This is a genomic window from Streptomyces sp. NPDC029152, from assembly GCF_055564355.1.
In genome coordinates, this window is the sequence record NZ_JBVHWR010000016.1 from 115,240 (window position 1) to 139,600 (window position 24,361).

25 protein-coding genes and 5 tRNA genes are annotated in these 24,361 nt (G+C 69.2%); 9 read left to right on the forward strand and 21 right to left on the reverse strand.

Annotated features, from left to right (window positions below; all coding sequences use genetic code 11):
* Positions 1–154: 154 nt before the first annotated feature.
* Both ACZ4V6_RS28585 and ACZ4V6_RS28590 read left to right on the forward strand, forming a co-directional pair.
* Positions 155–388 carry an Lrp/AsnC family transcriptional regulator gene (locus tag ACZ4V6_RS28585; protein WP_003973433.1) on the forward strand — a complete coding sequence of 78 codons (234 nt, stop codon included), beginning with the start codon at positions 155–157 and terminating at the stop codon, positions 386–388.
* 20 nt (positions 389–408) lie between these two features.
* Positions 409–891: a DUF3515 domain-containing protein gene (locus tag ACZ4V6_RS28590; protein WP_467833059.1), complete on the forward strand. Its 483-nt coding sequence runs from the start codon at positions 409–411 to the stop codon at positions 889–891.
* 22 nt (positions 892–913) lie between these two features.
* On the opposite strand, the gene ACZ4V6_RS28595 is transcribed toward ACZ4V6_RS28590, so the two are convergent.
* From ACZ4V6_RS28595 to ACZ4V6_RS28605, 3 genes are all read right to left on the reverse strand, one after another.
* On the reverse strand, positions 914–2,071 hold the full coding sequence (locus ACZ4V6_RS28595) for a D-alanine--D-alanine ligase family protein (protein WP_467833062.1): 1,158 nt from the start codon (positions 2,069–2,071) through the stop codon (positions 914–916).
* A gap of 92 nt (positions 2,072–2,163) precedes the next feature.
* The gene (locus tag ACZ4V6_RS28600) at positions 2,164–3,174 is read right to left on the reverse strand and encodes an NAD(P)H-dependent glycerol-3-phosphate dehydrogenase (protein WP_467833065.1); all 1,011 of its coding nucleotides are present in this window, start codon (positions 3,172–3,174) and stop codon (positions 2,164–2,166) included.
* Entirely contained in the window at positions 3,171–3,974 is an 804-nt protein-coding gene (locus ACZ4V6_RS28605; protein WP_467833068.1) for a lysophospholipid acyltransferase family protein, read from the reverse strand. The genes ACZ4V6_RS28600 and ACZ4V6_RS28605 overlap by 4 nt, the downstream gene beginning before the upstream one ends.
* Positions 3,975–4,117: 143 nt before the next feature.
* On the opposite strand from ACZ4V6_RS28605, the gene cofC reads away from it, so the two are divergent.
* Positions 4,118–4,756, forward strand: a complete 639-nt coding sequence (cofC, locus tag ACZ4V6_RS28610) for a 2-phospho-L-lactate guanylyltransferase (protein WP_467833072.1) — start codon at positions 4,118–4,120, stop codon at positions 4,754–4,756.
* Positions 4,757–4,765: 9 nt separating this feature from the next.
* Positions 4,766–4,969: a hypothetical protein gene (locus ACZ4V6_RS28615; protein WP_077798928.1), complete on the forward strand. Its 204-nt coding sequence runs from the start codon at positions 4,766–4,768 to the stop codon at positions 4,967–4,969.
* Positions 4,970–5,062: 93 nt separating this feature from the next.
* Here ACZ4V6_RS28615 and ACZ4V6_RS28620 read toward each other — a convergent pair whose 3' ends face one another.
* The 4 genes from ACZ4V6_RS28620 to leuC form a co-directional block, all read right to left on the reverse strand.
* Entirely contained in the window at positions 5,063–5,713 is a 651-nt protein-coding gene (locus ACZ4V6_RS28620; protein ID WP_467833075.1) for an HU family DNA-binding protein, read from the reverse strand.
* Between the two features lie 136 nt (positions 5,714–5,849).
* Positions 5,850–6,080, reverse strand: coding sequence for an SCO5555 family protein (locus tag ACZ4V6_RS28625; RefSeq protein WP_467833077.1), 231 nt, complete (start codon positions 6,078–6,080; stop codon positions 5,850–5,852).
* Between the two features lie 273 nt (positions 6,081–6,353).
* Positions 6,354–6,947, reverse strand: coding sequence for a 3-isopropylmalate dehydratase small subunit (gene leuD, locus ACZ4V6_RS28630; RefSeq protein WP_467833080.1), 594 nt, complete (start codon positions 6,945–6,947; stop codon positions 6,354–6,356).
* Positions 6,948–6,952: 5 nt separating this feature from the next.
* Positions 6,953–8,383, reverse strand: coding sequence for a 3-isopropylmalate dehydratase large subunit (gene leuC, locus ACZ4V6_RS28635; protein WP_467833083.1), 1,431 nt, complete (start codon positions 8,381–8,383; stop codon positions 6,953–6,955).
* A gap of 195 nt (positions 8,384–8,578) precedes the next feature.
* On the opposite strand from leuC, the gene ndgR reads away from it, so the two are divergent.
* Entirely contained in the window at positions 8,579–9,295 is a 717-nt protein-coding gene (gene ndgR / locus ACZ4V6_RS28640; RefSeq protein WP_010984119.1) for an IclR family transcriptional regulator NdgR, read from the forward strand.
* 67 nt (positions 9,296–9,362) lie between these two features.
* Here the strand turns inward: ndgR and ACZ4V6_RS28645 are convergent, their stop codons facing one another.
* Complete coding sequence (locus ACZ4V6_RS28645; RefSeq protein WP_467833085.1) at positions 9,363–9,902, reverse strand: DUF4188 domain-containing protein; 540 nt, start codon at positions 9,900–9,902, stop codon at positions 9,363–9,365.
* A gap of 81 nt (positions 9,903–9,983) precedes the next feature.
* On the opposite strand from ACZ4V6_RS28645, the gene ACZ4V6_RS28650 reads away from it, so the two are divergent.
* Entirely contained in the window at positions 9,984–10,631 is a 648-nt protein-coding gene (locus ACZ4V6_RS28650; RefSeq protein WP_467833088.1) for a MerR family transcriptional regulator, read from the forward strand.
* Positions 10,632–10,677: 46 nt separating this feature from the next.
* On the opposite strand, the gene ACZ4V6_RS28655 is transcribed toward ACZ4V6_RS28650, so the two are convergent.
* The 10 genes from ACZ4V6_RS28655 to ACZ4V6_RS28700 form a co-directional block, all read right to left on the reverse strand.
* A tRNA-Glu gene (locus tag ACZ4V6_RS28655) sits at positions 10,678–10,750 on the reverse strand.
* A 44-nt stretch (positions 10,751–10,794) separates the two neighbouring features.
* Positions 10,795–10,866, reverse strand: a tRNA-Gln gene (locus ACZ4V6_RS28660).
* 21 nt (positions 10,867–10,887) lie between these two features.
* Positions 10,888–10,960 (reverse strand) — tRNA-Glu (locus ACZ4V6_RS28665).
* Positions 10,961–11,022: 62 nt separating this feature from the next.
* Positions 11,023–11,095: transfer RNA gene (locus ACZ4V6_RS28670), tRNA-Glu, on the reverse strand.
* Positions 11,096–11,134: 39 nt separating this feature from the next.
* Positions 11,135–11,206: transfer RNA gene (locus ACZ4V6_RS28675), tRNA-Gln, on the reverse strand.
* Between the two features lie 93 nt (positions 11,207–11,299).
* The gene (locus tag ACZ4V6_RS28680; RefSeq protein WP_467833090.1) at positions 11,300–12,034 is read right to left on the reverse strand and encodes an HAD family hydrolase; all 735 of its coding nucleotides are present in this window, start codon (positions 12,032–12,034) and stop codon (positions 11,300–11,302) included.
* A 10-nt stretch (positions 12,035–12,044) separates the two neighbouring features.
* Complete coding sequence (locus ACZ4V6_RS28685; RefSeq protein WP_467833092.1) at positions 12,045–15,650, reverse strand: DEAD/DEAH box helicase family protein; 3,606 nt, start codon at positions 15,648–15,650, stop codon at positions 12,045–12,047.
* A 183-nt stretch (positions 15,651–15,833) separates the two neighbouring features.
* Positions 15,834–17,039 carry a restriction endonuclease subunit S gene (locus ACZ4V6_RS28690; protein WP_467833095.1) on the reverse strand — a complete coding sequence of 402 codons (1,206 nt, stop codon included), beginning with the start codon at positions 17,037–17,039 and terminating at the stop codon, positions 15,834–15,836.
* Positions 17,036–18,556, reverse strand: coding sequence for a type I restriction-modification system subunit M (locus ACZ4V6_RS28695; RefSeq protein WP_467833096.1), 1,521 nt, complete (start codon positions 18,554–18,556; stop codon positions 17,036–17,038). Before ACZ4V6_RS28695 ends, ACZ4V6_RS28690 begins: the two co-directional genes overlap by 4 nt.
* Before the next feature lie 73 nt (positions 18,557–18,629).
* Complete coding sequence (locus ACZ4V6_RS28700; RefSeq protein WP_467833098.1) at positions 18,630–19,028, reverse strand: ATP-binding protein; 399 nt, start codon at positions 19,026–19,028, stop codon at positions 18,630–18,632.
* A 189-nt stretch (positions 19,029–19,217) separates the two neighbouring features.
* Between ACZ4V6_RS28700 and ACZ4V6_RS28705 the strand changes: the two genes are divergently transcribed.
* The 3 genes from ACZ4V6_RS28705 (at position 19,218) to ACZ4V6_RS28715 (ending at position 21,368) form a co-directional block, all read left to right on the forward strand.
* Positions 19,218–20,063, forward strand: coding sequence for a helix-turn-helix domain-containing protein (locus ACZ4V6_RS28705; protein ID WP_467833101.1), 846 nt, complete (start codon positions 19,218–19,220; stop codon positions 20,061–20,063).
* Positions 20,060–20,260, forward strand: a complete 201-nt coding sequence (locus ACZ4V6_RS28710; RefSeq protein ID WP_467833104.1) for a DUF397 domain-containing protein — start codon at positions 20,060–20,062, stop codon at positions 20,258–20,260. Before ACZ4V6_RS28705 ends, ACZ4V6_RS28710 begins: the two co-directional genes overlap by 4 nt.
* A 163-nt stretch (positions 20,261–20,423) precedes the next feature.
* A complete protein-coding gene (locus tag ACZ4V6_RS28715) occupies positions 20,424–21,368 on the forward strand; it encodes a DUF3800 domain-containing protein (protein ID WP_467833106.1) in 945 nt (314 codons plus the stop codon).
* A gap of 74 nt (positions 21,369–21,442) precedes the next feature.
* On the opposite strand, the gene gltX is transcribed toward ACZ4V6_RS28715, so the two are convergent.
* From gltX to ACZ4V6_RS28730, 3 genes are all read right to left on the reverse strand, one after another.
* Positions 21,443–22,927, reverse strand: coding sequence for a glutamate--tRNA ligase (gene gltX / locus ACZ4V6_RS28720; protein WP_467833108.1), 1,485 nt, complete (start codon positions 22,925–22,927; stop codon positions 21,443–21,445).
* Positions 22,920–23,696 (reverse strand): fumarylacetoacetate hydrolase family protein, encoded by a 777-nt coding sequence (locus ACZ4V6_RS28725; protein WP_467833111.1) that lies wholly within the window; start codon positions 23,694–23,696, stop codon positions 22,920–22,922. Before ACZ4V6_RS28725 ends, gltX begins: the two co-directional genes overlap by 8 nt.
* A 182-nt stretch (positions 23,697–23,878) precedes the next feature.
* A complete protein-coding gene (locus ACZ4V6_RS28730; protein ID WP_467833114.1) occupies positions 23,879–24,067 on the reverse strand; it encodes a hypothetical protein in 189 nt (62 codons plus the stop codon).
* Positions 24,068–24,361: the final 294 nt, after the last annotated feature.

Here is a 24,361-nt window from a genome sequence, read left to right on the forward strand (position 1 = left end):
CCGTTGTCACGGCCGGCGTGGTCGTCGACCCGTCTCATCACAACATCCCGGCGCGCGGGCCCGGCGTCCCGCGGGTCTCCCCACGGAGAGCGACGACGCGATACCGTGGCGTTCCTTTTCCCCACATGATCCTCGTGGCCGCTGTGGAGGTTCCGTGGTACAGGCGTACATTCTGATCCAGACGGAGGTCGGCAAGGCGTCGACCGTCGCCGAGACGATCAGCAAGCTCCCTGGAGTGATCCAGGCCGAGGACGTGACGGGACCCTACGACGTCATTGTCCGCGCCCAGTCCGACACCGTCGACGAGCTGGGCCGCATGGTGGTTGCCAAGGTCCAGCAAGTGGACGGCATCACCCGCACCCTGACCTGCCCGGTCGTCCATCTCTAGCCCCCGTCTACGCTGGGCCGGTGAACTCCTACCGTCACCGGTGCCTCCGCCTGCCCGCTCTCGCGTTGTTGATCGCCGCCGCAGGCTGCTCCTCGGCAGACGACAGCGTGCCGGCGGCGGTTCCCAGCCCGGACGCGAAGGTCACCGAGCTGTGCCAGAACCTGGACGAGGCGCTGCCGTCGACGGTGGACGGCCTGAACCGTGAGGATCCCGAGCCCGCCTCCGCGCTGACGGCGGGCTGGGGAAACCCGCTGATCATACTGCGTTGCGGGGTGGAGCGGCCCGCGGAGATGAACGATCCGGAGGCCGACGGCGTCGAGGTCGACGGTGTGGGCTGGCAGCTGCAGAAACAGCAGGACGGGGCGTTCCGGTTCACCACGACGCTGCGTGAGGCGTACGTCGAGGTGACGATCCCCGCGGAGCGCGCCGGGGACGGGATGGCGCCGTTGGTCGACCTCGCCCCCGCCGTGAAGAAGGCGATCCCCGAGGGGATCGCCTTCTGAAGACAGCGGGGTCGGTCGTGGGTCAGCGCAGGCCCGTGGACCGCCGCAGCGCCGCCTGGACCAGCCGGTCCACCAGCTCCGCGTAGCCGACGCCGGTGGCCTCCCACATCTTCGGGTACATCGAGATCGGCGTGAAGCCGGGCATCGTGTTGATCTCGTTGATCACGAACTCGCCGTCCTCGGTGAGGAAGAAGTCCGCGCGCACCAGCCCCTCGCAGGAGGCCGCGTCGAACGCCCCGACGGCGAGGCGCTGGACCTCGGCGGTCTCCTCGGGCGTCAGCGGGGCGGGCACGACGCCGGGCGTGGAGTCGATGTACTTGGCCTCGAAGTCGTAGTACGCGTGCGCCGAGGGCGGCGGGATCTCGGCGGGGACGGAGGCCCTGGGGCCGTCCTCGAACTCCAGCACCCCGCACTCGATCTCCCGGCCGCGCAGGGCCGCCTCGACCAGGATCTTCGGGTCGTGGCGGCGGGCCTCCTCGATCGCCTCGTCGAGTCCGGCGAGGTCGTCGACCTTGGTGATGCCGATCGAGGAACCCGCGCGGGCGGGCTTCACGAACAGCGGCCAGCCGTGCTCGCCGGCGAAGTCCACGATCCTCCTGCGGGCGCCGGAACGGTCCTGCTCCCACTCGCGCGGCCGGATCACCACGTACGGGCCGACCTTCAGCCCGTAGGAGGTGAACACCGCCTTCATGTACTCCTTGTCCTGGCCGACGGCCGAGGCGAGCACGCCCGAGCCGACGTACGGCACGCCGGACAGCTCCAGCAGGCCCTGGAGGGTGCCGTCCTCGCCGTAGGGGCCGTGCAGCACGGGGAAGACGACGTCGACCTCGCCCAGCGCCTTGGGCACGGAGCCGGGTTCGCTGTAGACGACTTCGCGGCTCGCGGGGTCGACGGGGAGCACCACGGTGCCCTCGGCCGACTCGGCGAGCTGGTCGACGCTCGGGGTGCGCCGTTCGGTGATCGCCATGCGCTCCGGCTCGTCGGCGGTGAGCGCCCAGCGGCCGTCCTGGGTGATGCCGATCGGCAGGACGTCGTACTTCGTCCGGTCGATGGCCGCGAGGACGGCGCCGGCGGTGACCACGGAGATCCCGTGTTCGGAGCTGCGCCCGCCGAACACGACGGCCACACGCGGTCTGCGAGGCGGCTGCTCGGGGCTCTGGGGGAGGTTCTCGGTGCTCATATCGCGTCGAGAGTACCCGCCCGCAGGGCCGCGAGACAGCGTCGGCGGGGCCGCGTGGCGCGGCCGGCACCCGGGTGCCGGCCCGGCGTCGCTCAGCGTCGTTCGGGCTTCGCGCTGCGCGACATCAGCTCCTCGAGCGCGACCGACGGGGCCTTGCCCTCGTGCACGATGCCGACGACCGTCTCGGTGATCGGCATGTCGACGCCGTGCCTGCGCGCCAGATCCAGCACCGACTCGCAGGACTTGACGCCCTCGGCGGTCTGCCTGGTGACCGCGACGGTCTCCTCCAGGGTCATGCCCTTGCCGAGGTTGGTGCCGAAGGTGTGGTTGCGGGACAGCGGCGAGGAGCAGGTCGCCACCAGGTCGCCGAGACCGGCGAGTCCGGAGAAGGTCAGCGGGTCGGCGCCGAGGGCCACACCGAGCCGTGTGGTCTCGGCGAGGCCGCGCGTGATGAGCGACCCCTTGGCGTTGTCGCCGAGGCCCATGCCGTCCGCGATGCCGACGGCCAGCCCGATCACGTTCTTCACGGCGCCGCCGAGTTCGCAGCCGACGACGTCGGTGTTGGTGTAGGGGCGGAAGTACGGGGTGTGGCAGGCGGCCTGCAGGCGCTGGGCGACGGCCTCGTCCGGGCAGGCGACCACGGCGGCGGCCGGCATGCGGGCGGCGATCTCCCGGGCCAGGTTGGGGCCGGTGACCACGGCGATGCGCTCGGCGCCGACCTTGGCGACGTCCTCGATGACCTCGCTCATCCGCATCGCGGAGCCGAGTTCGACGCCCTTCATCAGCGACACCAGGACGGTGCCGGGTGCCAGCAGGGGCGCCCAGTCGGCGAGGTTGGCGCGCAGGGTCTGCGAGGGGACCGCGAGGACGGTGAAGTCGGCGTCCCGCGCGGCCTCGGCGGCGTCGGTGGTGGCCCGCAGGTTCTCGGGGAGTTCGATGCCGGGCAGGTAGTCCGGGTTGATCCGGGTGGAGTTGACGGCGTCGGCGAGGCCGGCGCGGCGCCCCCACAGGGTCACGTCGCATCCGGCGTCGGCGAGGACCGCGCCGAAGGCGGTGCCCCACGACCCGGTGCCGAAGACGGCCGCCTTGACGGGCTCGCTCACGTGCCCTGCCCTTCCGCCTGCTTCTCCTGCGGCGCGTGCGCCTGCGCCCGCTGGGCCGCCCGTGCCTGCGCCTGGGTCCGGCGCCGCTGCTCGATCCGTTCGCGGCGCGGGTCGTAGGGGGTCTCGGGCGCCTTCTCGCCGCGGATCTCCTCCAGCTGGCGGGTGACGGCGGCCATGATGACCTCCGTGGCCTCCTTCAGCAGGTCCGCGGTCATCTCCTTGTCGTAGAAGCGCGACAGGTCGACCGGGGGGCCCGCCAGGACGTGGTGGGTCTTGCGCGGCAGCAGGTTGGGCTTCTTGGCGTACGGGGGCAGCAGTTCGTTGCAGCCCCACTGGGCGACCGGGATCACCGGGCACTTGGTCTGCAGGGCGACGCGCGCGGCACCGGTCTTGGCGGTCATCGGCCAGCCGTCGGGGTCGCGGGTGAGGGTGCCCTCGGGGTAGAAGGCGACGCACTCGCCGCGCTCCACGGCGTCGATCGCGGCCCGGAAGGCACTGAGCGCGTCCGTGCTCTCGCGGTAGACGGGGATCTGCCCGGTGCCGCGCATCGCGGCGCCGACGAATCCCTTCTTGAAAAGGCCGCTCTTCGCGAGGAATCGCGGCACGCGCCCGGTGTTGTACTGGTAGTGGGCGTACGCGAAGGGGTCGATGTGAGAATTGTGGTTCACGGCGGTGATAAATCCACCGTCGGCCGGCATGTTCTCCATTCCCCGCCAATCCCGCTTGATCAGAACCACCAGCGGCGGTTTGCAGATCACCGCGGCGAAGCGGTACCAGAAGCCGATTCTGCGGCGGGGCACGCGGACACCTTTCCTCCAGGGCCTGGGGCCGGACAAGTGTCGCCCCGGGCCGCCCGTCTGTCGAGAACACCGTACGCCCCGGCGAGTGGACCGCCGGAGCCCCCGGGCGACAATGGCGGCGACGAGAGAAGGACGGAACGCTCGTGCAGTGGACCTTGGTCGTGCCCGTGAAGACCCTCGCCCGGGCCAAGAGCAGACTGGCCGACACCGTGGACGACGGGGTGCGGCCGGGTCTCGCGCTGGCGTTCGCGCAGGACACCGTGGCGGCCGCGCTGGCCTGCCCGGCGGTGGCGGATGTGGCAGTCGTCACGGACGACGTCCGGGCGGGCCGCGAGCTGGCGGACCTGGGCGCCCGGGTCGTTCCGGACGAGCCGGGCGGCGGTCTGAACGCCGCCCTGGCGCACGGGGCGGCGACCGTACGGGCGACCCGCCCCGAAAGTCCGGTGGCCGCCCTGAACGCCGATCTTCCCGCTTTGCGGCCGAGCGAATTGACGCGGGTGCTGGTGGCGGCCGCGCAATTCCGGCGCGCCTTTCTCCCGGACGCGGCGGGAATCGGCACGACCCTGCTGACCGCCGCGCCGGGCCGCGATTTGTCCCCCGCATTCGGCCCGGATTCCCGGGCCCGCCACCACGCGTCGGGCGCGGTGGAACTGCGCCTCGACGCGGTGGATTCCGTACGGCAGGACGTCGACACCGGCGGCGACCTGCGGACCGCGCTGGCGCTGGGGGTGGGTCCTCGTACGGCCGCGGTGGCGGCGCGGTTGCTGGTCCCCGGGCAGTAGGCTGCGGACATGCAGGCGACCGCATACACGTACGACCCCGACAGCCGCAGCGGACAGGTACTGCTCGACGACGGCACTCCGGTGCCCTTCGACGCCGCGGCGTTCGACGCGGGGGGCCTCAGGCTGCTGCGGCCCGGGCAGCGGGTGCGCGTCGAGACCGAGGGCACGGGCGCGGACCGCCGGATCACGCTGGTGACGCTGCAGACGTTCTGATCCGCCGGGCGCCGCACCGCCCCGGACACGCCGCGGGCCGGACTCCCGTGGGAGTCCGGCCCGGCGCGTGAGTGCCCCTCGGCCCGTCGCCCGTCACTTCTTGCGGGCGGTGGCCTTCTTGGCGGTGGTCTTGCGGGCGGTCGACTTCTTGGCCGGGGCCTTCGTGGCCGTCGCCTTCTTCGCGGGCGCCTTCTTGGCCGTCGTCTTCTTCGCGGCGGCCGTGGTGCTCTTGGCGGCGGACTTCTTGGCGGGCGCCTTCTTCGCCGCCGCCGCGCCGGTGGTCTTCTTGGCGGTCGTCTTCTTCGCGGCCGCGCTGGTCTTCTTCGCCGCGCCCGTGGTCTTCTTCGCCGCTCCGGTCGCCTTCTTGGCGGCGGCCTTCTTGCCCGCGGCCTTGGCGATGGTGGGCGACGGGCCGGACAGGCTGCCCTTGGGGGCCTTCTTGACCGCGATGTCGTTCTTCGGGAGCTTCTTCGAGCCGCTCACCAGGTCCTTGAAGCCCTGTCCCGCGCGGAAACGCGGCACCGAGGTCTTCTTGACCCGAACCCGCTCGCCCGTCTGGGGATTGCGGGCGTAACGGGCCGGACGGTCGACCTTCTCGAAGGAACCGAAGCCGGTGACCGAAACCCGGTCCCCAGCGACCACCGCACGGACGAGGGCGTCCAGGACCGCGTCGACAGCGTCGGCAGCCTGCTGCCTGCCGCCCAGCTTGTCGGCAATCGCTTCTACGAGCTGCGCCTTGTTCACGTCTTCCCCTTCGGAGACATCGCCAGAACGAATCTGTTCAAGCCTTTTCGCACGTTAGGCAGATATATACCGCAAATCAAACACGAAACGGGCTAATCACCCTTGTGCCGCAACGGACTCGGTGATCTCGGCCTGTTCAGCGTTCCCCTTCGGGGAATCGACCCTCGTCGAGGTCCGCCGCGAACCGGTCCAGACGCCTTGCCGCACCGGCGAGATCGTGTTTGGCCGCGGCCGTAATGACCAGCAGCTTCCGGGTCAGCGCCATCCGTACGCCCTCCGGGACTTGCAGTGCGCGCACTCTTGTGTGCGCTTCCTTGAGCCGGACCGCGACCGCCGCATAGAGCTCGAGTTGGCCGTCGTGTTCCATGCACAGATTGTGCCATCTGGGGCGAGTTGTCGCCTGCGCAGGGGGCAACTGCCGCCCCGGGCGGCCTTCCCGGCACCCGCGGAGTCTGGGGTTCCACAACACGTGTACCCCAGCAATCACAGCCGTAACGTGGGAAGTTGATCGTCCGGACGGGGGGCCCGGGTCCCGTCCGGGCCCGGACACGGCCGTACCCCCGATCGGGCCGATCGGGGGTACGGGGGGAATGCCGGGTGGCCGAAACTCGACCTTGTGCGCAGCCGGATCGGCCGCGGGTCAGACCTGGAGCGTCTGCGGCTTGAACGAGGGGCGCTTCGCCTCGTAGGCGGCGATGCCGGCCTCGTCCTGGAGGGTGATCGAGATGTCGTCCAGCCCGTTCAGCAGCCGCCAGCGGGAGTTCTCGTCCAGCTCGAAGGAGACGGTGATGCCCTCGGCGCGGACCTCGCGGGACTCCAGGTCCACCGTGATCTCGGCCTGCGGGTCCTTCTCCACCAGCTCCCACAGCGCGTCCACGGCCTTCTGGTCCAGGACCACCGTGAGCAGGCCGTTCTTCAGCGAGTTGCCGCGGAAGATGTCGGCGAAGCGGGAGGAGATCACGGTCTTGAAGCCGTAGTTCTGCAGCGCCCAGACCGCGTGCTCGCGCGAGGAGCCGGTGCCGAAGTCGGGGCCGGCGACCAGCACGGTCGCGCCCTGCCGCTCGGGCCGGTTGAGGACGAACTCCGGGTCCTTGCGCCAGGCCTCGAACAGCCCGTCCTCGAACCCGTCCCGCGTCACCTTCTTGAGCCAGTGGGCGGGGATGATCTGGTCGGTGTCGACGTTGCTGCGGCGCAGCGGGACGGCCCGGCCGGTGTGGGTGGTGAATGCTTCCATGACTCTCAGACTCCAGCGGGCGTGGGGGCGTCGGCGGCGGACAGGTCGGCCGGGGAGGCCAGGTGGCCCAGTACGGCCGTCGCGGCCGCGACCTGCGGCGACACCAGGTGGGTGCGGCCGCCCTTGCCCTGACGCCCCTCGAAGTTGCGGTTGGAGGTGGACGCGGAGCGCTCGCCCGGGGCCAGCTGGTCCGGGTTCATGCCCAGGCACATCGAGCAGCCGGCGTGCCGCCATTCGGCGCCGGCCTCCTTGAAGACCACGTCCAGGCCCTCGGAGACGGCCTGCAGACCCACCCGCGCGGAGCCGGGGACGACCAGCATCCGTACGCCCTCGGCGACTTTGCGGTCCTTCACGATCTCGGCGGCGGCGCGCAAGTCCTCGATGCGGCCGTTGGTGCAGGAACCTACGAAGACGGTGTCCACCTTGATGGAGCGCAGCGGCTGCCCCGCCTCCAACCCCATGTACTCCAGGGCCTTTTCGGCGGCGAGGCGCTCCGAGGCGTCCTCGTACGAAGCCGGGTCGGGGACGGCGGCGGAAAGCGGCGCGCCCTGGCCCGGGTTGGTGCCCCAGGTGACGAACGGCGACAGCTCGGCGGCCTCGATGACGACCTCGGCGTCGAACTCGGCGTCGTCGTCGGTGCGCAGCGTCTTCCAGTACTCGACCGCCGCGTCCCAGTCCGCGCCCTCGGGGGCGTGCGGGCGGCCCTGGAGGTAGGCGAAGGTGGTCTCGTCGGGGGCGATCATGCCCGCGCGGGCGCCGGCCTCGATCGACATGTTGCAGATGGTCATGCGGGCCTCCATCGAGAGCTTCTCGATGGCCTCGCCCCGGTACTCCAGGATGTAGCCCTGGCCGCCACCGGTGCCGATCCTCGCGATGATCGCGAGGATCAGGTCCTTGGCCGTGACCCCCTCGGGCAGCTCGCCGTCGACGGTGATCGCCATGGTCTTCGGGCGGGCCATCGGCAGCGTCTGGGTCGCCAGCACGTGCTCGACCTGGGAGGTGCCGATGCCGAAGGCCAGCGCGCCGAAGGCGCCGTGCGTGGAGGTGTGCGAGTCGCCGCAGACCACGGTGGTGCCGGGCTGGGTCAGACCCAGCTGCGGACCGACGACGTGCACGACGCCCTGCTCGACGTCGCCCAGCGGGTGCAGCCGGACGCCGAAGTCCGCGCAGTTCTTGCGCAGCGTCTCCAGCTGGGCCCGGGAGACCGGGTCCGCGATGGGCTTGTCGATGTCGAGCGTCGGGGTGTTGTGGTCCTCGGTGGCGATGGTCAGGTCGAGCCTGCGCACCGGGCGGCCGCTCTTGCGGAGGCCGTCGAAGGCCTGCGGGCTGGTCACCTCGTGCAGCAGGTGCAGATCGATGTAGAGGAGGTCGGGCTCGCCCTCGGCGCGCCGGACGACGTGGTCGTCCCAGACCTTCTCCGCGAGTGTCCTACCCATCGCTTTCCCTCCGGCCGGCGACGCGCGCCGACCCAACTAGAGATCTTGAGGAGGCGGCGCCCTCACCCCTGTTTCCGGGCAACCGCCGCCAGGCCCTTTCGTCACGGGCCGTTGGTGACTTCGTGCCATCCAGAGTGGCGGGTTCCACGGAAAATTGAACTTGCGTTTCACAGAGTGAGACGGGAGTATCGTTGCATGGACAACAGTAGCGGCGTCGGCGTTCTGGACAAGGCGGCCCTCGTCCTGAGCGCTCTGGAGTCCGGTCCGGCCACCCTCGCGGGATTGGTCGCGGCGACCGGACTGGCACGACCCACGGCCCACCGCCTGGCCGTGGCGCTGGAACACCACCGTATGGTGGCGCGCGACATGCAGGGCCGTTTCATCCTCGGCCCCCGCCTGGCCGAACTGGCCGCGGCGGCCGGCGAGGACCGTCTGCTCGCCACGGCGGGCCCGGTGCTCACCCACCTCCGTGACGTCACGGGCGAGAGCGCGCAGCTCTATCGCCGTCAGGGCGACATGCGCATCTGCGTGGCCGCGGCCGAGCGTCTGTCGGGCCTGCGGGACACCGTCCCGGTCGGCTCCACGCTCACCATGAAGGCCGGCTCCTCGGCACAGATCCTCATGGCCTGGGAGGAGCCCGAGCGACTGCACCGCGGCCTGCAGGGCGCCCGTTTCACGGCGACCGCCCTGTCCGGCGTGCGCCGCCGGGGCTGGGCCCAGTCGATCGGCGAGCGGGAGCCCGGCGTCGCCTCCGTCTCCGCCCCGGTGCGCGGCCCCTCCAACCGCGTGGTGGCCGCCGTCTCGGTCTCCGGCCCCATCGAGCGCCTGACCCGCCACCCGGGCCGGATGCACGCCCAGGCGGTCATCGACGCCGCCGGCCGTCTCTCCGAGGCCCTGCGCCGCACCGGCTGACCCACCACACCGGCACCCGGCCGGGAGGAGGGCCCGCCCCAACGCCGCGGCAGGCCCTCCTCCGGTCTCACGCATCCCGCGAGGCGGCCTCGCCGGGGCCCGCCTTCCCCCGCGACCGGTGGGCGAACCGGTCCCGCGCGCGCCTGCCCCGCGCTTCGAGCGGCACCCGCCCGTGGGCCGCGGCGAGCCCGAAGGCCGGCATGTCGGCGTAGGTCGACTCGTACGACCCCTCGGGCACGACGTACGTCTCGTGCCACAGCCCGACGTACCCGCGCACCCTCCCCGCCCGCTCCTCGCGGTCGACGGCCGCCCAGACCCGGTGGTGGAACATGCCGGGCGCGTGCGCGTACCGGTAGAGCTTCTCCTCGGACACCCAGTACTGGACGACGTAGTACGTGCGCGGCGAGCCCGTCAGCAGCACGTGGCCCAGGAGTCCCCGGTCCGGGTCCTTCGCGAGCTCCCGGAGCATGCGCGGCACGGCGAGGAGGACCGGCAGCCAGTGGTGCACCGGCCAGAACCGGTTGATCCGCATGCCGATCAGCAGGACGGTCACCTCGCCCTCGGCGGCGGCCGTGGTACGGCCCGCGGTGACGGACTGTCCTGGCACGACGCCTCCCCGTGTTGGCGAGCGGCACTGTCCGGCACCGCATACTTGGATAGTTCCGGTACCTGATGAAAGGCGCGAGGGATGCGACTGGCCGATCTGAGCAAGCGCAGCGGGGTCTCCACCGCGACGATCAAGTACTACCTGCGCGAGGGCCTGTTGCCGCCGGGCCGGCAGGTCAACGCGACCACGGCCGAGTACGACGAGGGGCATCTGCGCAGGCTGCGCCTGGTGCGGGCGCTGATCCAGGTGGGCAAGGTGCCGGTGGCGACCGCGCGGGAGGTGCTCGGGCACGTCGACGACGACTCCCTGGGCCGCACGATCCGGCTGGGAGCGGCCCTGTGGGCGCTGCCGCAGGACGCCGAGCCGGACGAGGAGGACCCGGCCGTGATCGCGGCGCGGGCCGAGGTGGACCGGCTGCTGGAGACGCTGGGCTGGGAGACCGCCCGGGAGATGGCCCCCCTCTCCCCCGTGCACCGTTCCCTGGTGGTGGCGGTGGCGGCGCTGCGGCGGCTGGACTACCCCTGGGACGCGGAACGGATGGCGCCGTACGGGGAGTTGATGCACGAGGTGGCCCGGCGGGACCTGGACTTCATGGAGAGCCAGGCCACGGAGGAGAAGGAGAAGGTCGAGCTGGCGGTCGCGGCGGCGGTGCTCTTCCAGCCGGTGCTGCGGGCGCTGCACCGGCTGGCGCAGGAGGAGGAGTCGGCGCGGCGGTACGGCATCGAGTGAACGCCGAAGGGGGCTCCCGCCTCAGCGGGAGCCCCCTTCGGACTCGTACCCCCGACCGGATTCGAACCGGCGCTACCGCCTTGAGAGGGCGGCGTGCTAGGCCGCTACACAACGGGGGCGTGGACTCTGCAAGCGTTGAATACTGCACCGCCGCAGGTCCGAGCTGGTCTACCTGGACTCGAACCAAGACTAACTGAACCAGAATCAGTCGTGCTGCCAATTACACCATAGACCAATGATGGTTTAGACCAGTCAGTACCCCCGACCGGATTCGAACCGGCGCTACCGCCTTGAGAGGGCGGCGTGCTAGGCCGCTACACAACGGGGGCCCTAGCGATCCTGCATCGAGGTCAGCGGGAGCTACCCTGACCGTCCTCGCGGGAAGGATCTGTACCCCCGACCGGATTCGAACCGGCGCTACTGCCTTGAGAGGGCAGCGTGCTAGGCCGCTACACAACGGGGGCTTTGCGGATGTTCTCCGCGGCGCAGATAAGCTCTGCGAGCTGGCCTACCTGGACTCGAACCAAGACTAACTGAACCAGAATCAGTCGTGCTGCCAATTACACCATAGGCCACTGGAACGCAAGCCCCAGAGGGGATCTTGTTCTAGCGTTGCGCTTCCGGTTCCCGGCCCTTTCGGCCCGCTCCCCGGCGGCGCAGGAAGAACATTACCCGAAGGTGGACGGGGCTCCAAAACGAGTATCGGCGCCGAGGAGCGCGGGGAGTTCGGAGAGGGACGCGATACGGCGCGGTCCGGCGGGCGGGTCGACGGTCGCACGGGCGCCGCCGCGGTCGATCCAGACCGACAGGAGCCCGGCGTCGTGGGCCCCGCGCCCGTCGATCTCCGGGTGGTCGCCGACGTAGGCGACCTCGCCCGGGGGCAGCGACAGGGCGTCGCAGGCCGCCAGGAAGGCACCGGGCTCGGGCTTGGAGACGCCCAGCTCGGCGGCGCACAGGACGGCCTCGAAGCGGTCGTGCACGCCGAGCACGCGCAGCTTGCGGTCCTGGACGGTGAGGCTGGAGTTGGAGAGCACCGCGTGCCGGTGGCTGCCGACGAGGGCGTCGAGGACGGGCATCACGTCCGGGAAGAGGGACCAGGCGGCCTCGTAGTGGCCGACGTAACGCTGGAACCAGGCGTCGGCCTCTTCGTCCGTCAGCCCGGGCCGGCCCAGGAAGACCCGGACGCGGTCGCGCCGCTGTGTGACGAAGTCGACCTCGCCCGCCGCGAAGCGTGCCCACTGCCGGTCGGTGATCTCCCGCCAGCGCACGAGCGCCTCCTCGGCCGATCCGTACCCGGCGAGCAGGCCCTCGGCGACCAGGTGGGCGCGCATGCCCTCGCGGTCGGCGGTGGTGTAGTCGAAGAGGGTGTCGTCCACGTCCCAGACCACGGCTTTGATCGGCATGGCGCCCAGCCTAGGCGGCCAGGGCCGTGGGCTGGGCCGTCCTTTCCAGCTCGTTGAAGATGACCTTGAGGTGTTCGAGTTCGTCCTCTGTGAACAGGTCGTCCGGGCCGCCGGGGGCGAGGTCGGCGAAGGAGTCCTCGTAGAGGTCCCCGAGGCTCAGGATTCCGCGCCTGACGACTGTGTCGATGATCAGTGTCAGGAAGTCGAGCTGGCGGGAGCTGAGCTGCTTGCCGGTGCAGAACGCCTCGAACGCCTTCTGTGCCGCCTGCCGGTCCAGTCCGCACAGCCCGCGGACGAACAGACCGAGGCCGCCGGATGACCGCACCTCGTCGAGGTCCTCCGGGGAGGCGATAGCCTCCGTGAGGAAGATCTCCTCCAGAGCCGCGAGATCGCGCTCGGTGATCTGCTCGTTCAGGCGCAGCTTGCGCACCACCGGCTGGTCCTCGTGGCGCAGGAGATAGGCCCTGGCCTTCTGCTTGAAGCGCTGCTCGTCCGTGCCCTGGGGCATCCCCTGGATCTCGGCCTCGGTGATGTCGCCGAGTTCGTCGATGAAGTCGGTGTAGACGACGTTCCGCTTGACCTTGGGGTCGGTGAGGCGGGCGAGCTTGCGCATGCGGCGCCGCATGTCCTCCAGCAGCGGGAGCGTGACGCCGTCCCACCACTCCTCGCCCGCGACCGCTTCGAGCAGCTCGGCCTGTTCGCCGACCGCCGGGATGTTGGTCTTGGTGAGCAGGTCGGAGGCGATGTCCTGGATCTTCGCGCGCAGTTTGGTGAACTCCTTGCCGCCCTCCAGCGCGGCGAGCTGGAGCCCGTACGCCATCAGGTCGAACCGCTTGGCCTCCTCGCCCGTCTCCTCGCCGTCCGGACGGAACTCGCTGGGCAGGCCGAGCACGTGCTCGCGGAGCGCGGTGTCCGCGTCGTCGTCCACCCGGTGCCAGCGGCTGAAGTCGCTGAAGACCTCGATCTCGCGGCGGTGCGGGCGGACCAGGAAGTTGTCCAGGTTCATGCCGGTGACGACGTGGTGCAGCCGGTGGGCCAGCGACCAGCGGATCTCCGCCTCGGTGCCGATGGCGTCGGGGCCGGCGTCCCGTGCCGGGTCGGGCTGCTGCCGCTTGTCCAGGACGCGGACGAGGTCGAGCTGGCGCTGGAGGAGCTTCTCGGTGAGGGTGACGGCCCTGCGTCCCTCCGACCGGTCGAGCTGGCTGTTGAAGAAGTCGATGTTGCCGCAGAAGTCGAAGACGTAGAAGTTCTGCTTGTTGTGGTCGGGGTTGTCGGGGTCGGGGCCGTAGAGGGCGGGGCGCAGGCGGGTGCCGCGGCCGATCATCTGCCAGAACTTGGTCTTGGAGAAGACCGGCTTGGCGAAGACCAGGTTCACCACCTCGGGCACGTCGATGCCGGTGTCGAGCATGTCGACGGAGATGGCGATGTCGGGGGCGTTCGGCGGGTTCTTCGGGTTGGAGAAGTCGTCGATGAGGGACTGGGCGTACGTCTCCTTGTAGGTGATCACGCGCGCCGTGTGGCCGCCGCCCTGCGGGTAGTTCGCGTTGTAGCGTTCCTCGATGTAGCGGGCGTGGTCGTTGTTCTTCGCGAAGATGATCGTCTTGCCGAGCCGGTCGCCGCCCTCGACGCGGTGTCCGCGCGTCATCAGCGTCTCCAGCATCTTGTCCACGGTGTCCTCGTTGAAGAGGAACTTGTTCATCTCGTGGCGGCCCACGGCGTCCGGGATGTCGCCGTCCTCGGTCCACTCCTTGGCGTCCCACTCCGCCTTCTCCTCCTCGGAGAGGTCGGCGTAGCGGATGCCCTGTTCCATGAACTTCAGCGGCACCTTCACCGCCTTGGGGAGGACGAGGTAGCCCTCGGCGGCGGCTTCGTGGAGGTCGTAGGAATCGGTCGGGACCCCGTCCTCCATGGCGAACAGCTTGTAGGTGTTGTGGTCGATCTCGTCCTTGGGCGTGGCGGTCAGGCCGAGCAGCAGCGAGTCGAAGTAGCGGAACAGCTCGCCGTACTTCGCGTACACGGAGCGGTGCGCCTCGTCGATGACGATCAGGTCGAAGTGGCCGGGGCCGAAGCGGCGGCGGCCCGCGCCGTCCACGACGTCGATCTGCTTCATCATCGTCTGGTACGTGGAGAGGTAGACGCGGGCCGAGGCGGCCTTGTCGTCGAGGAGGCTGGCCACGGGGGTGTTCGGCAGGTTTTCCTTGAACGCCTTCATCGCCTGGGTGACCAGCGCCTGCCGGTCGGCGAGGAACAGCACCCGCTGCGCCCAGCCGGCCTTCATCAGCTGGTCCACGAGGGCCACGGTGGTACGGGTCTTGCCGGTGCCGGTCGCCATGACGAGCAGCGCCTGACGGCCCAGGTCCCGCTCGAAGGTCTCGCCGACCCGCTTGATCGCGCGGAGCTGGTAGGGGCGGCCGGCGATCTTCACGTTCACGGGCGTGGCCGTGAGGGAGAGGCGTCCGGCGCGCTGGCGGATGCGCCAGTGGAGCTCGGCCTTGGTGAGGAAGCCCTGTACCCGGCGGGGCGGGTAGCCCTTCTCCTTGCCGGGTTCCTCGCTCCACGCGGCATCGTCCCAGAGGTAGGTCTCGTAGCCGTTGGTGTAGAAGATCACCGGGCGGCGGTTGAACTGCTTCCCCAGCGCGTCCGCGTACAGCTTCGCCTGCTGCTGTCCGTCGCGGGCGTCGCGCCGGGTCCGCTTGGCCTCGACGACGGCGAGGGGCTTGCCGTCGTCGCCCCAGAGGACGTAGTCGACGTAGCCCTTGCCCGTCTTGGTGGGCATCCCGGAGGCGATCGGGTACTCGGTGTCCTTGCCGGGGGTGAGGAGGTCCCAGCCGGCTTCTTTGAGGAGCAGGTCGATGAAGGCGTCCCTGGTCGCCTGCTCGTCGTAGTCGTGGGTGTCCCGCACGGACTGGTTGGCGGCCTTCGCGGCGGCGATCTGTGCCTTGAGCTCTTCGAGCTGGCGGGCGAGGTCCTCGTTCTGGGCCCGCTCGGCGGCCAGCTGCTCGGCCTGCTGCTTGAAGCGTGCTTCGTCCTCCGCCTCCTTGGCCTTGAGGTCAGCCTGCTTCAGCTCGCGGGCCTGGGGGGAGAGGGGGCGCGGTACGGCGCTGGTGTCGAACTCCAGCCCGGCGGGCGGCAGCGCGGCACCCTGGCGGGTGTAGGTACGGGCGAACCAGTAGAGGGAGTGGAACAGCTCCTTGACGCTGGCCTCGGCGACGGCCCTGGGGACCGGGGCGGCCTTGTGCACGGCGTTGTTGCCGTGCCGGCGGATGAGGTCCATCTTGGCGTTGACCGTCGGCCCGACGAGCTGCCGGAAGCTCGGCTCGTGGAGCATCGCCGCGAGGTCCTTCTTGTAGGGCTCGCTGAGGCTGCTGTCCTTGTCGTACATCCAGCGGGCCGCGATCTCGACGGCACGGCGGGCGTAGAAGCAGGCGGCACGGGGGTCGTGGTGGATCAGCCGCTCAGCGCGGATCGCCTCGTCGTAGAGGGCGGGCCACTCGGCACGGAGGAAGGCGAAGTTGCCGCCTGCGGTGCGGCCGATGCTGTCGGCGGCGGCGCGGTCGCGGGCCTGCTTGTCCTGCTGGGCCCGACCCTGGTCGTCGCCGTTCTGCTCGTTCCCCATGGCGTGTCCCTCCCCTGTTGCACGGCCCTGTCGTGCGGGTCCGGGGCGCCCGGACCCGCCTGAGGCCGACGTTTCTTGTCCGTCTCCTACGGCAGAACCGCCCCTGGGCCGGGCTCCCCTGCCCGGCCGCACGGGCGGCGTGTGACGCGGTCGGTACCGCGTGCCGTGCGCGACGAGAGCGGCTTACGCGGCTTCGCCGGTCGCTTCATGATCCCAGAGAGTGCCGGAGAAGGCACGGTGCTGGAGGGAGGTGAAGAGCTCGTCGAGGGTTGCTAGGTGGGCGCGGTGCGCAGAGCGCATCCTGTCGATGTGCTGGACACGCTCGGAAAACATCTGCTGCAACCTCTCGGGAGGAATACCGCAAGGAATTGCGAGAACTTTTGACTGCGAGATGTTCTTCATCGACCCACTCGTTCCGGACGAACGCTCACGAATCTGTCGGCGGAATTCTTTCTGCCGGAACAAATGCCGTACATACAGAGGGTAGCTTCCTCTTTCACGAGGCCACACGAAGCGCCACAACTTGTCCGGGAGGGCAAGCGTTCCGCATTCCTCCTCCACGAGCGCCACGGCACCGATCAGCTCTTCGGTGTTAGCTCGACTGAACAGCAAATCACCTTTTCGCACAAGATGATTCGGCGGGACCTTGCAGTGCGCGGGCAGCGGCTTGCTCTCCTGGCCCCGAAATTCTCCGGACGTTACCGCACTCACCTTGAGCACACGAAATTGCGATGCCTCATCACTGCCAGGCGCCACACTTTTCCCGCTTTCGAAGCCAGCAACGAGATCGGATACCGCCCCCGACGGCCACTTCCGCGAGTTGGCCGCAGGGTCGCCGAACATGTCTAGGAAGATGGACTGGGTGAGGTCGTCGAGGAGGGTGATGGCCTCGCGACGCTTGGCACGAAGGGTGTCCACCTGGTCGAGAACGGCGGCGATGCGCCCCTGCTCCGTAAGGGGCGGGAGAGGGATCCGCATTTTGGCCAGCTCTTTCGGCGCCAGACGTGGAAGATTCGCGCCTGTTGCGCGAGAGTTAGCAAGCTCGATTACGCCAGGTTGCCTCAAATAGTGCAGTAGGTACCTTGCTTGCAGATCACGCCCCGGGCGCACCGGAAGGATGTCAGTGCTGCACACACCAGCGAATTCAGGTGCGGCAATTTTCCCCAAATAAGGACGGAGCTTACCGTAGAGAATATCACCTGCATTGAACATGAACTTTGAGCTGGAGACTCCCTCCGACTCTACGGTGGAGTTGCCGATGATGCGTCCTCCACGCTCAATATGCTCCAATCCCAGGTACCTGGTATCCGGAGCAAGATCGCGCGGTTCGACCACAGAGCGAGAAATTCCCGCCACTTCCCCCAGGTAAACCTCTTTCCAGCGACTCATCCCAGCATCCCCTTCAACTCCGCCGTGCCCTTGGAGATCTCCTCGTTCAGTCGCTCCAAATCTGCAAGGATCTCCGACGGCGCCCGCGTCTCGATCTCCTCGTGGACAACCTCCTTGTAGCGATTCAGGGAGAGGTCGTAGCCCTGGGCCGCGATGTCTGCCTTGGGTACGCAGAAGCTCTGCTCGGTCCTCACTCGGTTCCTCTCCGTGCCGTCGCGTTCCTGCCAGCGGGTCAGGACGTCCGGGAGGTTGTTCTTCAGGAGTTCGTCCGACGTCAGCGGGTCGCCCTGTGGGCGGACGCCCAGGCGGTCCTCCGGAAGCAGCGGGTTGCGCTTGTCGTCCAGGCTCAGGCCGTCCGCCTGCACGTCGTAGAACCAGACGTGGTCCGTGCCGCCCGAGTCGGTCTTCGTGAAGAAGAGGATCGCCGTCGAGACACCGGCGTACGGCTTGAAGACCCCACTCGGGAGCTTGACCACCGCCTGGAGTTGCTGCTCCTCCACCAGGATGCGGCGCAGCTCCTTGTGCGCCTTCGTCGAGCCGAACAGCACACCGTCCGGGACGATGACGGCGGCCCGGCCACCGGGCTTCAAGAGGCGCAGAAACAGGGCCAGGAACAGCAGTTCCGTCTTCTTGGTCTTGACGATGCGCTGGAGGTCCACTGCCGTGGACTCGTAGTCCAGGCTCCCCGCGAACGGCGGGTTCGCAAGGATCAGGGAGTAGCGCTCCGCCTCGCCGGCCGCGTTCTCCGCGAGTGAGTCGCGGTAGCGGATGTCCGGGCTCTCGATGCCGTGCAGCAGCATGTTCATCGAGCCGATGCGGAGCATCGTGGAGTCGAAGTCGAAGCCGTGGAAGGTCTTCTCGTTGAAGCGTTTGCGCTGCTCGGCGCCGAGTAGCACCTCGCGGTGCACCCGCTGCATGTACGACGCCGCCTGCACCAGGAAGCCAGCCGTGCCGCACGCCGGGTCGCAGATCTCGTCGCGCGGCCCCGGCTGGGTCATCTCGACCATCAGGTCGATGATGTGGCGCGGCGTGCGGAACTGGCCGTTCTGGCCGGCCGAGGCGATCTTCGCGAGCAGGTACTCGTAGATGTCGCCCTTGGTGTCGCTGCTGTCCATCGAGATGTCGTCGAGCAGGTCGACGACCTTCGCCAACAGGTTGGGCCCCGGGATCGTGAAGCGGGCGTCCTTCATGTGGTGGGAGTACGTCGACTCGTCCCCGCCCATGCGACGCAGGTACGGGAAGACGCCGTCGGCGACGATCCCGTACATGATCTCGGGGTCCTTGACCTTGAAGTTCTGCCAGCGCAGATCCTGCTGGTCGGCCGAGAAGAAGGGGTCCGGGTCGGGCTTGCCCGTCGCGGCCGCCTTGCGGTCCTTGCGGGTCTGGATCTCGTCCAGCCGCTTGATGAAGAGCAGGTACGTGATCTGCTCCATCACCTCCAGCGGATTGGAGATGCCGCCCGACCAGAACGCGTCCCAGACGCGCCCCACCTTGCTCTTCAGCTCGCCCGTAATCACACAGAGGATCCTACGACTCTCCAGCCTCGGGCCCGACCGGCTTACAGTTCCTGAGCCAGCCCCACCAGGTACCTCAGATGTCGATCTCCGCGCGCACCGTTTTGCCCGGGCCTCCGTCTGTGCGCGGCATCACCGCCCAGCGGCTCGCCAGCGCCGAGACCAGGCAGAGGCCACGGCCCGACTCCGCGTCCGGCTCGGGCGGCAGTGAGGGTGACTGCGGTGGCAGGCGGTCGTCACGGGTGTCCGTCACTTCCACCCGTACGAGTCCTGCGGCCAGGTCGAGCCACAGGCACAGCCTGAAGTCACGACCGGGTACGCGACCGTGCGTCACCGCGTTGGCGGCGAGCTCGCCCACGATGAGGGTCACCGTGCGGTTCAGGTCGGACTCGTACGGGTGGCCCCAGGCGTCGAGACGGTGGGAGGCGAGCCGACGGGCCAGCCGTGCGCCACGCGGCGTCGAGGTGAACGCCATGCGGAACTCCCGCACGGGCAGCGGAAGTCGGTGAGTGTCCCCAGAAGAGTGCGTTTCTGTCGTCATGGCCACGAGCGTGGGCTGGCGCGCTTACCTTGACCAGCAACGACATCCTCACACAGCGTCGTTGTACGGCTGCGGTGGGTGCCCTGTCGGGGTCGGTGGTGAGCCATGTGTGGGAGGAAAGCCATGACGCAGATTCCGGAGCAGGCCGTGGCGCGGCGGAGCGAGGACCCGGCCGATGAGCTGCTGCGGTCGTTCGGCAGGCAGATCAAGATCCTCCGCGAGCGGGCCGGGCACACCCAGGCCGCTTTGGCGCAGCTTCTCGGATATAGCGAGGCGCAGATCGCAGCCATCGAGCAGGGACGGCGCATTCCACGGCCCGACACCATCGACAAGCTCGATCAGTTGCTGGAAGCCGAAGGCATGCTGCTAGTCATGAAGCGGCCCGTGGCGCTGACCCGGTACCCAGCGTTCTTCCGGGACGCGGCCCGGATCGAGGAGACGGCGGCCGAGTTCCATCAGTACGCCCCGCTGATCGTGCCCGGCATGCTCCAGACCGAGGAGTACGCCAGAGCCATGTTCACCGTCTGGCGTCCGCGACGGAGCGAAGCCGAGATTGAGCAAATGGTCTCGGCGCGGCTTGAACGACACAAGCTCTTCGACCGCAAACCCGCACCTGTGCTCAGTTTCGTGCTGGAGGAAGCAGTCCTCCAACGGCCCATCGGCGGAGTGGACGTCCTCCGGGGACAGTTGGAGCATCTGCTCCTGGCTGGGCAGAACCCCAACGTGGAGATCCAGGTGATGCCGACCCGAACGATCGACCACGCCTGTGTGGATGGTCCCTTCACCCTCATGGTGCCAGAGGGAGGCGAACAAGTGGCCTACCTGGAGAGTCAGGGGAGCGGTCGCGTTCTCAGCCATCGGGAAACCGTCCGGGGGATCGCCGCCCGGTATGGAATCATCCGGGCACAGGCGCTGTCCCCTCAGGAGTCTCAGCGCTTCATCGAAAAGTCGCTGCAAGGAGACCTATGAATACCGTGCAGTCCAAGGCTCTACAGCTCCGCTGGGTCAAGAGCAGCTACAGCGGAGGTTCGGGCGGCGATTGCGTCGAGGTCGCCGCCGCCCCCTCCGCCGTACACGTCCGGGACTCCAAGGACACCGAGCAAGGCAGCTTCGCCGTCGCACCGACCGTCTGGGCCGCCTTCCTCGGCCTCGCCCGCCGCGGCTGACCGAAACCCGACCCGCCGGTCAACCGTGCGTGACGTCCGACTTGACCGTCCGTAGCCGCCTTGGCACGATCGGGATCAGCAAGCAAAACACCGCGCATATGGCTGCGCAGACCCTGTGGCCGTCCCTTCGGGGGCGGCCACAGACGTGTTTCCGGGAGGTTCGGTGCATCTGTGCTACATCGACGAGGCGGGCAACGGGCAGACACTGGACCCTGCGAGACCCGACGCCCCTCCGGTGCTCGTCGTCGGCGGATTCACCGTGCCCCGGAACCACGTCAAGTCCCTCACCTGGGCTTTCCTCGACGTCAAGAAGCACTACCGGCCCCAGTTGCGGAACGCGGAGCAGCTCTCCGAGGTGATCCAGCACGAGATCAAGGGCGCGGACGTCCGCAAGAACCTCCGGGCCGGCAATCACGGCTGGCGACGTGCGGCCATGGAGCTGGTCTCCTCGCTGCTCGACATACTGGAGGCCCACGAGACCCGTGTCCTCGCCCGGGTGTGGATCAAGGAGGAGGGGCTGGCGTTCGACGAGTCCGGGGTCTATCCCGCCTCGATCGCCGCGCTGAACGAGACCTTCCAGGCCCAGCTCGCCCATGAGCACTCGCGCGGCATGATGGTGCTCGACAGCCGTACGAAGGTGAAGAACGCGCCCAATGTGCACTGCGTGACCACCCGTAAGTACCGTGCGGGCGGTGACAGTCTGCGCGGGGTCATCGAGTCACCGGTTTTCGGCCACAGTGACACGCACACGCTGCTCCAGCTCGCGGACCTTCTGGTCTCGTCGCTGCTGTTCCCCATCGCCTGTCACGCCTATCTCGGCGACGTGACGTGGAACGTGCACTGCGACGACGCCTACCGGCCGTTGCGTGAGCAGTTCGGCGAGCGGCTGAAGAAGCTCCAGTTCCGCTACCAGGATCCCGTGGGCAAGTGGCGTGGCGGAATCGTCGTGTCGGACCGGCGGACCCAGCAGTCGTCCGGTCTGATGTTCGGACCCAGCTCCGCGAAGACGGTCGCCGTACCGGCCACCGCGATCCCCGGGCAGCCTGGGGCTCCGGCTCCCGAGCAGTCCGGAGCCGCACCGGACGGCGGTCTGCCCCTCCTCCCGTAGCCGGGCGGCGCGCAGGGCGACACAGGGCGGGGCGGCAGCTTTCGCAGCTGCCGCCCCGCCCTGTGTGAGGAGCCTTACGCCGCGAGTCTCGCCAGGGCCGCGTCGACGCGGGCCAGCGCCTTCTCCTTGCCCAGGACCTCCAGGGACTCGAAGAGGGGCAGGCCGACCGTGCGGCCGGTGACGGCGACGCGGACGGGGGCCTGGGCCTTGCCGAGCTTGAGGCCGTGGGCCTCGCCGGCGGCCAGGACGGCCTCCTTCAGGGAGTCCGGGGACGCCCAGTCGGCCGCGTCCAGCTTCTCGCGGGCCGTGCGCAGGAGGGCGTCGCTGCCCTCCTTCATGGCCTTGGTCCAGGACGCCTCGTCGAAGACCGGCTCCGGCAGGAACAGGAAGTCGACGTTGTCCGTGATCTCGGAGAGGACCTTCAGCCGGGTCTGCGCGTGCGGCGCGATCGCCTGCCACTTGGCCTCGTCGAAGTCCTCGGGCGCCCAGGGGGCGGCGGGGGCCTTCAGCCAGGGGCGGCAGCGCTCGGTGAAGTCCTTCACCTCGAGCATGCGGATGTGGTCGGCGTTGATCGCCTCGCACTTCTTGAGGTCGAAGCGGGCCGGGTTGGGGTTCACGTCGGAGATGTCGAAGGCGGCGACCATCTCGTCGATCGTGAAGATGTCCTGGTCGGCGGAGAGCGACCAGCCGAGCAGGGAGAGGTAGTTGAGCAGGCCCTCGGGGAGGAAGCCGCGCTCGCGGTAGAGGTTGAGGCTCGACTGCGGGTCGCGCTTGGAGAGCTTCTTGTTGCCCTCGCCCATCACGTACGGCAGGTGGCCGAAGGCGGGGATCTCCTTGGCGACGCCGAGCTCGATCAGCGCCTTGTACAGGGCGATCTGGCGGGGGGTGGAGGAGAGCAGGTCCTCGCCGCGCAGGACGTGGGTGATCTCCATCAGGGCGTCGTCGACCGGGTTGACCAGCGTGTAGAGCGGCGCGCCGTTGGCACGGACGATGCCGTAGTCCGGGACGTTCTCCGGCAGGTAGGTGATCTCGCCGCGGACCAGGTCGGTGAAGGTGATCGTCTCGTCGGGCATCCGGAAGCGGACGATCGGCTCGCGGCCCTGGGCCCGGTACTCCTCGACCTGCGCGGCGCTCAGGTCGCGGCAGTGGCCGTCGTAGCCGGAGGGCTTGCCGGCGGCGCGGGCGGCCTCGCGGCGGGTGTCCAGCTCCTCCTGGGAGCAGTAGCAGTGGTAGGCGTGGCCGGCGTCCAGGAGCTTCTCGGCGACGTCCCGGTAGATGTCCATCCGCTGCGACTGGCGGTACGGCGCGTGGGGGCCGCCGACCTCGGGGCCCTCGTCCCAGTCGAAGCCCAGCCAGCGCAGCGAGTCGAGGAGCTGGTTGTACGACTCCTCGGAGTCGCGGGCCGCGTCGGTGTCCTCGATGCGGAAGACCAGCGTGCCCTGGTGGTGCTTGGCGAACGCCCAGTTGAACAGGGCGGTGCGGACCAGGCCCACGTGGGGGTTGCCGGTCGGGGACGGACAGAATCGGACGCGTACGGGGGAGCCGGGTGCGCTAGCCACGCTTGACAACCTTGTTGGTGAGAGTGCCGATGCCTTCGATGGTGACGGCGACTTCGTCGCCGACGTTGAGGGGGCCGACTCCGGCCGGGGTGCCCGTGAGGATCACGTCGCCGGGCAGCAGCGTCATGGCCTCGGAGATGTTGGCGATCAGGTCCGCGATGGGGTGGATCATCTCGCTGGTGCGGCCGAGCTGGCGCTGGGCGCCGTTGACCGTGAGCTGGATCGTGAGGTCGTCCGGGTCGAGGTCCGTCTCCACCCAGGGACCCAGCGGGCAGGAGGAGTCGAAGCCCTTGGCGCGGGCCCACTGCTTCTCGCGGCGCTGCACGTCGCGGGCGGTGACGTCGTTGGCGCAGGTGTAGCCGAGGATGACGTCCTTGACGCGCTCGCGCGGGACCTCGCGGCACATGCGGCCGATGACGACGGCGAGCTCGGCCTCGTGGTGCAGTTCCTCGGAGAAGGAGGGGTACTGGATCGGGTCCCCGGGGCCGACGACCGAGGTGGACGGCTTGAAGAAGGCGAACGGGGCGTCGGGCACCTCGTTGCCGAGTTCGCGGGCGTGCTCCGCGTAGTTGCGGCCGAAGGCCACGACCTTGTTGGGGAGCACCGGCGGCAGCAGCCGCACCTTGCTCAGCGGCACCTTGGTGCCGGAGAGCTCGAAGTCCGCGAAGGGGATGCCCTTGATGATGTCGAGGACGAGCTCGTCCGGCTGGTCGCCCTCGACCGCGCCGAAGGCGACGTTCCCGTCGATGGAGAACCTGGCGATGCGCACGGGTTGTGTGGCCCCTTGACTGAGCTGGCTGGAGTCTGACGCTCCAGGCTAACGCGGCAGGGGGCGGGCGCCTCGCGCATTGCTCGCCGTGGCTCTCCGGCTCTTCGCCGAGCTGCGTGCGCGGACGCCCGTGGGCCCGTGTCCGGCCGGCCGGCCGGAAGGCCGCGCGGCCGGGCGTCGTACTACTCTGCGGCGGAGGCCGCGACGGGGATCTCCATGAGGACCGTGCGCCGGGGGTTGGCGGTCTGGGCGGGGAGCTCGACGGCGTGCTCCGGCTGTTCCGGCGTCCGCAGTTCGTCGGCGCCGTCGAGGTGCGCCAGCGTCGTGCGCCGCGGGTTGGCGATCTTGTGGAACATCATCGTCGTCTTCACGGTTGTGCGAACCCTGTCGTGTGCGGGCGCCGGCAGGGGCAAGTGACCCCTGCGGGGGCGCGGGTTGTCGGTTTTGCCTTCTCTGTAAAGCGTCAGGCTAAACATGCAATTCCCCGCGAACCCGGGGAGAGCCGGTGAACGCTGTGTGAGTTTGCTCACTTATCAAGGGGCAAATCAGGCAATTCCGACTGGCGCCGCACCCAGACGAAACCGACATTGCCCACTCGAAGCGATCATTCCGCTCCTGATCATGTCTACTGGGACACCGCTTGCCCATCAGCGAAACGAGGGCAT